The 12,763-nt window shown below is 68.5% G+C and carries 10 protein-coding genes; 8 read left to right on the forward strand and 2 right to left on the reverse strand.

Going from position 1 to position 12,763, the window contains the following annotated elements; translation table 11 throughout:
- Window positions 1-17: 17 nt before the first annotated feature.
- Window positions 18-1,379: an omega-aminotransferase AptA gene (aptA, locus tag H0B54_RS18875; RefSeq protein WP_188261612.1), complete on the reverse strand. Its 1,362-nt coding sequence runs from the start codon at window positions 1,377-1,379 to the stop codon at window positions 18-20.
- Between the two features lie 124 nt (window positions 1,380-1,503).
- Here aptA and H0B54_RS18880 point away from each other — a divergent pair, with 124 nt between their 5' ends.
- The 3 genes from H0B54_RS18880 to H0B54_RS18890 all read left to right on the forward strand — a co-directional run bounded on the left by H0B54_RS18880 (window position 1,504) and on the right by H0B54_RS18890 (window position 3,769).
- Complete coding sequence (locus H0B54_RS18880) at window positions 1,504-2,451, forward strand: LysR family transcriptional regulator (protein WP_094304530.1); 948 nt, start codon at window positions 1,504-1,506, stop codon at window positions 2,449-2,451.
- A gap of 79 nt (window positions 2,452-2,530) precedes the next feature.
- On the forward strand, window positions 2,531-3,091 hold the full coding sequence (locus tag H0B54_RS18885; protein ID WP_188261613.1) for a hypothetical protein: 561 nt from the start codon (window positions 2,531-2,533) through the stop codon (window positions 3,089-3,091).
- Window positions 3,092-3,289: 198 nt separating this feature from the next.
- The gene (locus H0B54_RS18890) at window positions 3,290-3,769 is read left to right on the forward strand and encodes a DUF4112 domain-containing protein (protein WP_188261614.1); all 480 of its coding nucleotides are present in this window, start codon (window positions 3,290-3,292) and stop codon (window positions 3,767-3,769) included.
- 9 nt (window positions 3,770-3,778) lie between these two features.
- Here H0B54_RS18890 and H0B54_RS18895 read toward each other — a convergent pair whose 3' ends face one another.
- Window positions 3,779-4,504: a pyridoxamine 5'-phosphate oxidase family protein gene (locus H0B54_RS18895; protein ID WP_188261615.1), complete on the reverse strand. Its 726-nt coding sequence runs from the start codon at window positions 4,502-4,504 to the stop codon at window positions 3,779-3,781.
- Between the two features lie 100 nt (window positions 4,505-4,604).
- On the opposite strand from H0B54_RS18895, the gene pdxR reads away from it, so the two are divergent.
- The 5 genes from pdxR to H0B54_RS18920 all read left to right on the forward strand — a co-directional run bounded on the left by pdxR (window position 4,605) and on the right by H0B54_RS18920 (window position 12,759).
- A complete protein-coding gene (gene pdxR, locus H0B54_RS18900) occupies window positions 4,605-6,050 on the forward strand; it encodes a MocR-like pyridoxine biosynthesis transcription factor PdxR (protein WP_188261616.1) in 1,446 nt (481 codons plus the stop codon).
- Between the two features lie 157 nt (window positions 6,051-6,207).
- Window positions 6,208-7,698 carry a glycosyltransferase 61 family protein gene (locus tag H0B54_RS18905; protein WP_188261617.1) on the forward strand — a complete coding sequence of 497 codons (1,491 nt, stop codon included), beginning with the start codon at window positions 6,208-6,210 and terminating at the stop codon, window positions 7,696-7,698.
- A gap of 334 nt (window positions 7,699-8,032) precedes the next feature.
- Complete coding sequence (locus H0B54_RS18910) at window positions 8,033-9,808, forward strand: N-acetylglutaminylglutamine amidotransferase (protein ID WP_188261618.1); 1,776 nt, start codon at window positions 8,033-8,035, stop codon at window positions 9,806-9,808.
- A 7-nt stretch (window positions 9,809-9,815) separates the two neighbouring features.
- Entirely contained in the window at window positions 9,816-11,582 is a 1,767-nt protein-coding gene (gene ngg, locus H0B54_RS18915) for an N-acetylglutaminylglutamine synthetase (protein ID WP_188261619.1), read from the forward strand.
- Between the two features lie 31 nt (window positions 11,583-11,613).
- Window positions 11,614-12,759, forward strand: coding sequence for an osmoprotectant NAGGN system M42 family peptidase (locus H0B54_RS18920; RefSeq protein ID WP_425490054.1), 1,146 nt, complete (start codon window positions 11,614-11,616; stop codon window positions 12,757-12,759).
- Window positions 12,760-12,763: the final 4 nt, after the last annotated feature.

A 12,763-nucleotide genomic window follows, 5' to 3' on the forward strand; every position in this document is an offset into this window, starting at 1 on the left:
TGTCCTCAGTCGATGGCTCAGGCGGTCGCCTGGATGGCGTCGGAAACGGCGTTCATCAGCCGGTCGAGGTCCTCGCGCTCGCTGATGAAATGCGGGCCGAACTGCAGCGTGTCGCCACCGAAACGGACGTAGAAGCCCGCCTTCCAGCAATGCATGGCGATCTCGTAGGGCCGGCGGGCCGGCTCGCCCGGCAGAGCGGCGATCTGCACCGCGCCGGCGAGACCGTAATTGCGGATGTCGGTGACGTGCTTCAGCCCTTTCAGCCCGTGCAGCACCGTCTCGAAATGCGGGGCGAGCGCCGCCGCCTTCTCGGCCAGCTTGTCCCGCTCGAACAGCTCCAGGGCGGCGAGGCCGGCGGCGCAGGCGACGGGGTGGGCGGAGTAGGTGTAGCCGTGCGGGAACTCGACCATGTAGTCGGCGCCGCCGTTGTCCATGAAGGTCTGGTAGATCTCATGGCTGGCGACGACGGCGCCCATCGGCACCGCGCCGTTGGTCAGGCCCTTGGCGACGTTCATGATGTCGGGGACCACGCCGAAGGCGTCGGCGCCGAAGGCGGCCCCCATGCGGCCGAAGCCGGTGATGACCTCGTCGAAGATCAGCAGGATGTTGTGCTTGTCGCACAGCTCGCGCAGCCGCTTCAGATAGCCCTTGGGCGGCGGCAGGACGCCCGCCGAGCCGGCCAGCGGCTCCACGATCACCGCGGCGATGTTGGAGGCGTCGTGCAGGGCGACCAGTTCCTCCAGCGCGTCGGCCAAGTCCGCGCCCTGCTCGGGCAGGCCCTTGGTGAAGGCGTTCTGCGGCAGCAGCGTGTGCGGCAGATGGTCGGCTTCGACGCCCGAGCCGAACAGCTTGCGGTTGCCGCCGATGCCGCCCAGGCTGATGCCGCCGAAATTGACGCCGTGATAGCCCTTCGACCGGCCGATCAGCTTGGTCTTGGTCGGCTGGCCCTTCAGCCGCCAATAGGCGCGCGCCATCTTCAGCGCCGTGTCGGTGGCCTCCGACCCCGAGTTGACGAAGAACACATGGTCCAGCCCGGCGGGCGTCATCGAGGCCAGCTTGTGCGCCAGCTTGAAAGCGGCGGGGTGGCCGAACTGGAAGGCCGGGCTGTAGTCCAGCTCGGCGATCTGGCGGGCCACCGCCTCGCTGATCTCGCGGCGGCTGTGTCCGGCGCCGCAGCACCACAGGCCGGACAGGCTGTCGTAGATCTTCCGACCCTCGGCGTCCCAGTACCAAGCGCCCTCGGCGCGGGCGATCAGGCGCGGGTTTGCCTTGAACTCGCGGTTCGCCGTGAAGGGCATCCAGTGGGCGTCCAGCTCCTCGCGCGTCAGCCCCGCGGTCTGGGCGGTTCCGGTCTTCTGGCTCTCGTCCAAGGGCGGCATCGGGCGGCACTCCTGCTGGCTGGGGTGGCATCGAAAGTCACGTCGGAAAAACAGTGTGCGCGGAGCCTTGGTTGCGTTAAATCCAAACCATTCAAACCTTACGCAAGCATTCGCTTACCTATCCATGACCAAGCCCGTCCGCCCCTTGAGCGGCCTCAACGACGCCGACCTGCGCCTGCTGCGCGTCTTCAAGACGGTGGTGGAATGCGGCGGCTTTTCCGCGGCGGAGGTGGAGCTGAACATCGGCCGCGCCGCCATCAGCCTGCACATGGCGGATCTGGAGCGGCGGCTGGGGCTGCGCCTGTGCCGGCGCGGGCGGGCCGGCTTCCTGCTGACTGACGAGGGGCGCATGGCCTACGAGGCGGCGCTGCGCCTGTTCGCCGGTCTGGAAAGTTTCCGCAGCGAGATCAACGCCGCGCACGGGCGCCTGCGCGGGGAGTTGAACATCGGCATCACCGACAACCTCGTGACGATGCCGAAGATGCGGGTGACCGACGCCTTGCGCGGCCTGAAGCAGCAGGGGCCGGAGGTGCGGGTGAACATCCGCATGATCCCGCCCAACGAGATCGAGCGTGGCGTGCTGGACGGGCGCCTTCAGGTCGGCGTGGTGCCGGCGCGGCGCGCCCTGCCCGGCCTGGACCGCTTGCCGCTGTATCAGGAGGAGTCGCGCCTTTATTGCGGGCGCGGCCATCCGCTGTTCGATGCGGAGACCGTGCCCGACGCGGCGGTTGAAGCCGCCGATGCCGTGGCGCCGACCGAGGCGCAGCAGGTGCCGGAGGCGGCGGGGGTGCAGCAGGCGCTGACCGCCACCGCCACCGCCACCGACCGCGAGGGCGTGGCCTTCCTCATCCTGACCGGCTGCTACGTCGGCTTCCTGCCCACCCATTACGCGCGGCAATGGGTCGAGCGCGGGGCGATGCGCGCCCTGCTGCCGGACCGCTTCCACTACGCCCAGGAATTCCAGGCGGTCACCAAGAAAGGCGCACAGCCCAATCTGGTGCTGGAACGGTTTCTCGACCTGCTGAGACGGACGGGAATGGCGGGGGAAGGTGGCTCTCAAAAATCGGGGTGATTTTCATTGACGCCGGCCCGGTCACGCCCCACCGTAATTGAGGGGAATACGAACAAAGAACCGGTGGGGGAGCGCGGCCATGGTGATGCTGACCGAACAGTTCGTCATCGACTATCTGCTGTTCGCCGCCGTTCTTCTCACCGTCACCTGTTCCCTGCTCGGCAGTTTCTTTCTCAGCGCGCTCAGCCGCCAGACGGGGGCCCTGTCCCGTCTGCTTCTGTGGGGGGTTCCGGCGACGCTGCTCAGCACCGCCCTGTGGTCGCTGGCCATGCCGGCCGACCGGGCGCTGGTCGTCGGTGCGGCCACCGCCGGGGCGACGCTCATCGGGCAGCATCTCTTGCCCTTCGGCCCGGTCGGTCCGCGTGGCTCCTGGTCATGGGACGCGCTGGTGTTCCGCGGCCTGTCCTGGACCGGGCGCACCGCCCTGATGCTCTCCCCCGCCGTGTGGCTCGGCGGCATGCCGTCCTGGATCCTGTGGTTCGCCCTGGCCGGAGCCGTGAACGCCGCCATCTTCGCCCTGTGCCAGTTGCGCGGCACCAACCCGGCGCTGCGCCGGTCGGTGGAGCAGGGCGACGTCTTGTGGGGCGGGTCCCAGGGGGCGGTTCTGGGCGGCCTGCCGGCGTTCCTGATGCTTTTGTGACGGAGCCCCCGAGAGCCGGGGATGATTCCACCGTACTCATACGAAAATGCACCGGGTGGGTCTTGCGCGGGCGGGAGGACCGGGCCATCTGTGCGGGACTGGCTCCGGGCCCCTCTGGCGGTCCACACGGTACGGACCGCGATGTCGGAGCCCTTCACTTGAGTGGACGGCGCAGCCGTCCCCTTCTGGAGGGTCCGTATGACCGCTACCCCTTTTTCTTCGTTTCGTTACGGTTCCGCCTACGGCGAGACGGCGCACAGCGCCGCGCGCCAGAGGTTGGAATGGCTGGCGCGGGTGATGGACAGCGCCGTCCGCGTGCCGGGCACCAACATCACCTTCGGCGCCGACGCGATGCTGGGCCTGGTGCCGGGCATCGGCAACCTGGCCACCACGGCGGTGTCCGGCTATCTCATCCGCGAGGCCTGGAGGCTGGGCCTGCCGCGCGGCAAGCTGCTGCGCATGGTCGGCAACGTGGCGATGGACAGCCTGATCAGCGCCGTTCCGGTCGCCGGCAACCTCGCCGATGTGTTCTGGAAAGCCAACCGCAAGAACATGGCGATCCTCGCCGAGCACCTGGACGGCCATCCCCCACACGGTGAACGGACCTTTGGCGGCCGGACCCATCGCCGCCGTTCGGCGCCCTACACCATCGACGGCGAGTGGCGCCGGACGCGGTGACGGAGCGCGTCACTCCCCGCCGAACCTGATGCGGTGGTTTTCCAACATCAGCTCGTCCAGCCGGCGGCCGGCGGTGAAGCCCGCCAGCCCCGGCGGGACCGGCATGTCGGCGGGAAGCCGCGGACAAGGTTCGGCAGCGCCGATCACCTGAACCACGGGGTAGCGGGCGGTGTAGACGGGCAGATGCGCGTCCTCCCCCTCGTCGGACAGGCCCTTGCTCCGCACCTTTCCGCTCGCCTCCTCGATCTCCATGCCGACGACCATGGTCGCCTTGATCTCCTGCGCCGTGCTGGCGCGCAGTTCGGCGCTGCGCCCCGGATAGAAGCGGTCGACCATGGCGTCGAGTGCGCGGGCCTTCGCCTCCGGCTCCTCGACGATGCGCGCTGTGCCGAAGCACATGGCGGACCGGTAATCGGCCGAATGGTTGAACCCGCAGCGGGCGAGCACGAGGCTGTCGAGATGCGTCACGGTCAGGCAGACCGGCAGGCCGTCGCGCTGCGACCGCAGCATCCGGCTGGCCGAGGAGCCGTGCCAATAGAGATGCTCGCCCTCCCGCCAAAAGGCCGTGGGAGTGCAGTAGGGCTGGCCATCGACGACATAGGCGATGTGCGCGATCATCGCGGCGTCGAGGATGGCGTGGACGGACTCCCGGTCGTAGCACCCCCGCTCGTGCAGGCGCTTCACCCGGTTGCGGTCGGTGACGGGATAGCTCTCGGACGGGACGGTCTCGGACATCGTGGGCTTCTCTTGGCGGCGGTGGACAACGGCGCCATTAGAGCCTAGCCATTGGTCCGGCGTGAGAGCCAATTCCGATCTTGTCGACTGGACCAATCCGATGCCCGCCGATTTGTCCGACCTGATGCTCCTCCCCATCGACCGGACGGGCGGGGAGCCGCTGCTGCGACAGGTCTACCGGGAACTGCGCCGGGCCATCCTGTCCGGCGCCCTGCCGCCCGGTGGGAAGCTGCCGCCGACGCGCGCCCTGTCCGAACGGCTCGGCGTCGCCCGCAACACGGTAGTCGCCGCCTATGAGCAGCTTCTGGCCGAAGGCTTCATCGAAGGGCGCGTCGGGGCGGGCAGCTTCGTGTCCCGCGACCTGCCGGACGGCCTGGAGATTCCGCCGCCGGAACCGCTCCGCCGCCCCTCCTCCCCGCCACCACCGGCCAATCCCTTCGGCACCCTCCCCTTCAGCACGGGGCGTTGCGCGCTCGACGAGCGCAGCCTGCGGATCTGGCGCGGCCTGACCATGCGGCACCTGCAGCGGCCCGACCCGGAGATGCTCGGCTATGGCGAGCCCGGCGGACCGGCGGCGCTGCGACAGGCCATCGCCCGCTATCTGCAAACCGCGCGGGCGGTGCGGTGCGAACCGGAGCAGGTGGTGATCACCGCGGGCGCCCAGCAGGCCATCGATCTCGTGCTGCGGGTGCTGCTGCGCCCCGGCGATCCGGTGTGGCTGGAGGACCCCTGCTACCCCGCGGTGCGCGCCGCGCTGGAGGCCGCGCAGGCCCGCGTCGTGCCGGTGCCCGTCGATGGGCAGGGTCTGGTGGCGGCGGCGGGCGTCGCCGCGTCGCCGGACGCCCGGCTGGCCTATGTCACCCCGTCTTCCCACTATCCGCTGGGCGTGGTGCTGTCGATGGCGCGGCGGATGGAACTGCTCGCCTGGGCGCGGCGGGCCGGCGCCTGGGTGCTGGAGGACGATTACGACAGCGAGTTCCGCTATACAGGCCGTCCGCTCGCTTCCCTGCAGGGGATCGACGGCGGTGGGCGAGTCATCTATGTCGGCACCTTCAGCAAGGTCTTGTTTCCCGGCCTGCGGCTGGGCTACGCGGTGCTGCCGCCCGAACTTCTGGACCCGGTGCTGACCATGCGCCGCCTGACCGACTGGCATCCGGCGACGCTCTATACGGGCGTGGTGACCGACTTCCTGGAGGAAGGGCATTTCGGCCCACACCTGCGCCGCATGCGCCGCCGCTATACGACCGCGCGGGACGCCCTCGCCGACGCCATCCGCGCCCACCTGTCCCCCTGGATGGAGGCCGAGGTGCCGGAGCAGGGTATGAAGCTGATCGCCCGGCTGCGCCCCGGCCTGTCGGACCGCGACGTGGAGGCGGTGGCGGCCCGACGGGGAATCGCCGTCCGCCCCGTCAGCCCGATGCACATCGCCGCCCCACCCTTGCAGGCGCTGATGCTGGGATTCACCGGCCATGAACCGGGCGCTCTGCGCCATGCCGCTCGTGAACTCGGCGCCGCGTTGGCGAGGAGCCGTCCACGGTGCGATTAGACGTCTAATTGTGGCCGGCTTTCTCGTGCTTGTCCTTCATCGGCCGTGGGTTGCCGATGGATGCTGCGATCCTGAATCGCGTGGTGGTATGTTTCGGCGTCCGCCCGGCAACGCGCGGCGGACGAAGAGCGCATGAGCCAGTCCGGGCGACACCGACGTGCTGAACACAACCGCAACCGCACCTGCCGCCTCCATACCGACTGCCGAGGTGCAGGTCGATTATGATGATGACGGTTTTTCCGGCTGGGTGGTCAGCAGCGCCGGCCCCTACGCTCCTGTCTGGTGCCAGGTGCTGATCGACGGCGAGCACCGGGCATCGATCCGCGCCGATGAGTTTGTTCCATTCGTCGGCGAGCGTCACGATGGGCATTGCTGCCTGAACTTCTCGTACCGGGTTCCAGCCTACCTGCGCGATGGCCGGGCGCATCGCGTCCAGCTGACCTTCACCTATGTCCAGGACAACGCCACCGTTCAGTGCAGCCTGCCGCTCACGGTGCGGACATTCGGGGCCGCGGCATCCCATCCCCAGTCAGGCTATTCCGTCTGCCGCGCCCAGGACGTGGCGGCGGTCCCCGCGGACATCGGGGAGGCCGAATCCCGGGCATCGCCCAATCCCATCATCGTCTTCCCGGAGGGGCCGATCCGCCGCGTTTGGCGTCCATGCCGGGATGTCGATGGCGCGGCCCTGTCCGGCTTCCCGCACGCGGAGATCGTCACGCACCCACCGGCCGTGTCTTTTCTGAGCGATGTCTATGTCCGCCGCTCCACCGGCGCCGTCTATGTGCCGGGCCATGGCGTATGGCAGGACTCCCATTACCTGTCCGACAGCCGGCGCATCCGGGAGGATCTGGAACGGCTGGAGCGCGGCGGCCTGGACGCCCCGATCATCGAAGGACCGGCGCTTCTGGCGTCCACCGCGATGAACCGGAATTACTTTCACTGGGTCATGGACATTCTGGCCGGCGTGCATGCCTGTACCCGCCACCTCGGTCCGCCACCACCGCTGCTCACCCCGCCCTTGCGGTCCTGGCAAGCGGACTCCCTGCGGCTCCTGGTGGGTGACGCGGCGTTTGCAACACCCGCCGACGGAGCCGAACCGGCATCCGATCTCGTCCGGTGCCGCCGTTTGATCGTGCCATCGAACCTTGGTGGGGTTGGGCTCTTCCCCGATGAGACGGTGACCGACCTGTTCGCAACCCTGCGGGGACGCGTTGGGCATGACCCGCACGCGCGCCGCCGGATTTTCATCAGCCGGCGCGACAGCGATTGCCCGCGCATCACCAACGAGGCGGTGTTTGCGGCGGCGTTGGAACGGTTCGGCTTCGAGACGGTGGTGCTTGGGGAGCGATCCTTCGCCGAACAGGTCCGCCTGTTCAAGGAGGCCGAGGTGGTGATCGGCGCGCACGGGGCGGGCTTGGTCAATGGCGGCTTCTGTACGCCGGGCACATGGATGGTGGAGATCCGGAGCAGCAACTACCTCAACCCGTGCTTCTACCATCTCAGCGGCGTTTGCGGACTTTCCTACGCCAGCCATGTCGAAACCGTTCCCCACCGTGAAGACGGTGCGGAGAACGCGGCGTCGTTCGAGGTCGGCACCGAACGGCTGTTGGACCTCCTCCGCCGCCTTCCCCTGAAATTCGTCCTCTGAGTTCGCGCTGAGCGTCGTTCCTCAACCCCAGAAAGGGGCAGAGGAGGTGCCTCCAAAAGCCTTTCCATCTCCATTTTGCATCGCACGCCCGCGCCCCGCGTTCTTCCGGGCGGAGCGGCGAAGTGCACCAAGCGCGTTAATTCCATTGCGTCCGATGCGCGGACTTCCCGTCCGGTCTTTCGGTGCCTCCTACCCCCGATAAACCCTGCAAGGCAGGCCCCATCCTTGCGACGATCAAGCTGCACGCCTGTTGAGGGGTGGCGCCGGTCGGCCGCCGTTTCCCAGTGCTTTTTGCCGGCGTCCAGTCAATTCGAGTACGGAGATTTTTCTTACAATGTGCGGCATCAGCGGGGAAATCCGCTTCGATTCTCGCCCGGCCTCCGCGTCCGCGGTCGGCTCGATGACCGAAGCCCTGGCGTTGCGCGGTCCCGATGGGCAAGGCGTCTTCGCCCACGGCCGGATGGCCTTCGGCCACCGGCGGCTGAGCATCATCGACCTGTCCGAAGCGGCGCAGCAGCCGATGACCGATCCCGAGTTGGGCCTTGGCATCGTCTTCAACGGCTGCATCTACAATTACCCGGAACTGCGGGCGGAGCTGGAGGCCAAGGGCTACCGCTTCTTCTCGCACGGCGACACCGAAGTCCTGCTGAAAGCCTATCACGCCTGGGGCCGCCGCTTCGTCGACCGGCTCTACGGCATGTTCGCCTTCGCCATTTGGGAGCGCGACAGCGGGCGCGTCACGCTGGGCCGCGACCGGCTGGGCATCAAGCCGCTCTACCTGGCCGAAACGGTGGGCCGGCTGCGTTTCGCCTCCACCCTCCCCGCCCTGTTGGCCGGCGGTGACATCGACACCGCGATCGACCCGGTGGGGCTCTACCAGTATATGAGCTTCCACGCCGTCGTGCCGGCGCCGGGGACCATCCTGAAGGGCGTGCGCAAGCTGCCGCCGGCCACCCTGCTGACGCTGGAGCCGGATGGGCGCCGCACCGAGGAAACCTATTGGGAGCCGGTCTTCGGCCCGCAGCCCGGCGACGAACGCATGTCGGAAGGCGACTGGCAGGACGCCGTGCTGTCCACGCTGCGCAAGGCGGTGGATCGGCGTCTGGTCGCCGACGTGCCGGTCGGCGTGCTGTTGTCGGGCGGGCTGGACAGCTCCGTCATCGTCGCCCTGCTGGCGGAAGCCGGGCAGACCGGCCTGCAGACCTTCTCCATCGGCTTCGAGACGGTGGGCCAGGAGAAGGGCGACGAGTTCCAGTATTCCGACCTGATCGCCCAGCGCTTCCAGACCGACCACCACAAGCTGTTCATCGACAGCAGCCGCGCCCTGCCGGCCCTTCAGGACTGTGTGCGGGCGATGTCGGAGCCGATGGTCAGCCACGACGCCATCGGCTTCTTCCTCCTGTCGCAGGAGGTTGCCAAGCATGTGAAGGTGGTGCAGAGCGGCCAGGGCGCCGACGAGATCTTCGCCGGATACCACTGGTATCCGCCGATGATGGAGGCGGCGGACCCGCTGTCCACCTACGCCAAGGTCTTCTTCGACCGCAACCGCGCGGAGATGGCCGAGGCGCTGAACCCGCAATATTTGGCCGACGAGGACGCGGCGAGTGCCTTCGTCGCCGCCCATTTCGCCCGCCCCGGCGCCGACCGCCCGGTGGACAAGGCGCTGCGCCTCGACACCACGGTCATGCTGGTCGACGACCCGGTGAAGCGGGTCGACAACATGACCATGGCCTGGGGGCTGGAGGGGCGCGTGCCCTTCCTCGACCACGATCTGGTCGAACTGGCCGCCCGCGTCCCGCCGGAACTGAAGGTGCGCGACGGTGGCAAATACGTGCTGAAGGAGGCGGCGCGGCGCGTCGTCCCCTCCGAGGTCATCGACCGGCCCAAGGGCTATTTTCCGGTTCCGGCGCTGAAGTATCTGCGCGGCCCCTACCTGGAGCTGGTGCGCGACGTGCTCAACCAGCCAGCCGCGCGGGAGCGTGCGTTGTTCCAGCCGGCCTATCTGGACCGCCTGTTCAGCGATCCGGAATCCCACATCACGCCGCTTCGCGGCTCGAAGCTCTGGCAGGCCGCCCTGCTGGAGTTCTGGCTGCAAACCCACGGGATCTGAACACCGCATGATGACGATGCAGAATCGCAACCAGACGCCTTTCCGGATCGAACGCGCCCTGGTCTCCGCCCTGATGGACGAGGACACACCGCGCCCGAACCGCCGGACGGGGGCCGGACTTGGTCCGACGCCGCGCGCGGTGGTGAATTGCGGTTGGGGACGCCTGCTGTTCGCCAACACCTTTCCCGACGTGGGTGAACTGATCGCGGCGATGCGCCAGGAGGGGCCGGGGCGGCGCGACATCGCGCTGTATCTGGAAGACCCGCATGTGGCGCTGTCCCAGGCGCCGACCGAGCTGTTCCTCGACCCCTCCCACACCTACCGCCTGCGGCTGGCCGGTTTCCGGCCGGGCGGCGAGACGCGCGGCTTCGCTATCGAAAAACTGCGCGACCGCCAGGACGTCGATGCCGTGAACCGCATCTACGGCGCCCGCGGCATGGTGACCATGGACCCGGAATTCTGCTGGTCGGAGCGCGACAGCCGCGTGCTGACCCACCTCATCGCCACCGATCCGGTCAGCGGGGCGGTCATCGGCTCGGTCACCGGGGTGGACCATGTCCGCGCCTTCAAGGACCCGCAGAACGGCTCCTCCCTGTGGTGCCTGGCGGTCGATCCGCAGGCGGCCTATCCCGGCATCGGCGAGGCGCTGGTCCGCGCGCTTGCCGAGCATTTCAAGGAGCGTGGGCGCAGCTTCATGGACCTGTCGGTCCTGCACGACAACGCGAACGCCATCGCGCTCTACGAGAAGCTGGGCTTCCGGCGGGTGCCGGTTTTCGCGCTGAAGACCAAGAACCCGATCAACGAGAAGCTGTTCGCCGGCCCGGCGGTGGAGGCCAGCCTCAACCCCTACGCCATGATCATCATCAACGAGGCCCGGCGCCGCGGCATCGGGGTGGAGGTGGTGGACGCGGAGTCCAACCTGTTCCGCCTCAGCTTCGGCGGGCGCAGCATCCTGTGCCGCGAGAGCCTCAGCGAACTGACCTCGGCGGTGGCGCTGTTCCGCTGCGACGACAAGGCGGTGACCCGGCGCACGCTGCTGCGGGTCGGCCTGTCGGTGCCGGACCAGATGACGGCGAGCGGCATGGATGACAACGCCGCCTTCCTGGAGCGCCACGGCAGCGTCGTGGTGAAGCCCGCCCGCGGCGAGCAGGGCCAGGGCATCACCGTGGACGTGCGCGACGCGGAGACGCTGGCCTGGGCCATCGGCAAGGCGAAGAAGATCTGCGACACGGTCCTGCTGGAGCAGTTCGTGCAGGGTCAGGACGTGCGCATCCTGGTTATCGACTACCGCGTCGTCGCCGCCGCGGTGCGCCGCCCGGCGGAGATCGTCGGCACCGGCGACCGCACAATCTCACAATTGATCGAGGCGCAGAGCCGCCGCCGCGCCGCCGCCACCGGCGGGGAAAGCCGCATTCCGATGGACGAGGAAACGGAACGTTGCGTGCGGGACGCCGGTTTCTCCATGGACTCGGTCCTTCCGGAGGGGCAGACGCTGGCCGTTCGCAAGACGGCCAACCTGCACACGGGCGGCACGCTGCACGACATCACCGACCGCCTGCACCACCGCGTGGTGGAGGCGGCGGTGGAGGCGGCGCGCGCGCTCGACATTCCGGTGGTCGGACTGGATCTTCTGATCCCCGACCTGCTGGGGTCCGACTACGCGATCATCGAGGCGAACGAGCGGCCCGGCCTTGCCAACCACGAACCGCAGCCAACCGCCGAACGCTTCCTCGATCTTCTCTTCCCCTATTCCGCGGTCGATCCGCGGGCGTGACCGTGCAGGAGGTGGTATGGAGCAGGCAGCCTTGACGCGGACCGGAATCGTCCGGCCGGTCATCGACATGGACTATCTGACGGGCCTTCTCCGCCGCCTGCTGGAGATCCCGAGCCCGACCGGATACACCGACCAGATCGTGCATTTCTGCGGCGATGAGTTGCACCGTCTGGGCATCCCCTTCGAACTGACCCGGCGCGGCGCGATCCGCGCCGATCTGGCGGGGCGCCAGTACAGCCCCGACCGCGCCGTGGTCGCCCATCTCGACACGCTGGGCGCCCAGGTCAAAATGCTGAAGCCGAACGGCCGGCTGGAGGTCGTGCCCATCGGCACCTGGTCGGCGCGCTTCGCCGAGGGGGCCCGCTGCACCGTCTTCACCGACAAGGGCAGCTACCGCGGCACCATCCTGCCGCTGAAGGCGTCCGGGCACACCTTCAACGAGGAGATCGATACCCAGCCGGTGGCCTGGACCAACCTGGAGATCCGGGTGGACGCCCGCTGCGAGACGCTGGAGGCGTTGCAGGCCCACGGATTCAACGTCGGCGACTTCGTGGCGATCGACCCGCAGGCGGAGTTCGACGCCAGCGGCTTCATCAACTCCCGCCATCTCGACGACAAGGCTGGGGTGGCGGTGATCTTCGCCGCCGCCAAGGCGGTGCTGGACGCCAAGCTGCCGCTGCCGGTGGACTGCCACCTCCTGCTGACCATCTCGGAGGAGGTCGGCTCCGGCGCCTCGTCGGTGCTGCACAAGGACGTGGCGGAGATGGTGACCATCGACAACGGCACCACCGCCATGGGCCAGAACAGCCGCGAGTTCGGCGTGACCGTCGCCATGGCCGACAGCACCGGCCCCTTCGACTATCACCTGACGCACAAGCTGCTGTCGCTGTGCCAGCAGCACGACATCGAGCACCAGCGCGACGTCTTCCGCTATTACCGCTGCGACAGCGCCGCCGCCATCGAGGCCGGCAACGACATCCGCACGGCGCTGGTCTGCTTCGGCATCGACAGCTCCCATGGGTACGAGCGCATCCACGCGGACTCGCTGCGCTCGCTGGCCGAACTGATCGCGCTCTACATGCAGAGCGACGTGGCGATCCCGCGCGACCGCGTCGGCATGGGCCCGATGGGCGCATTCCCCTGGCAGCCCACCGCGCCGGCGAAAATCGAGGAGTAAGGCC

It is taken from the genome of Azospirillum tabaci, assembly GCF_014596085.1.
GTDB lineage: Bacteria > Pseudomonadota > Alphaproteobacteria > Azospirillales > Azospirillaceae > Azospirillum > Azospirillum tabaci.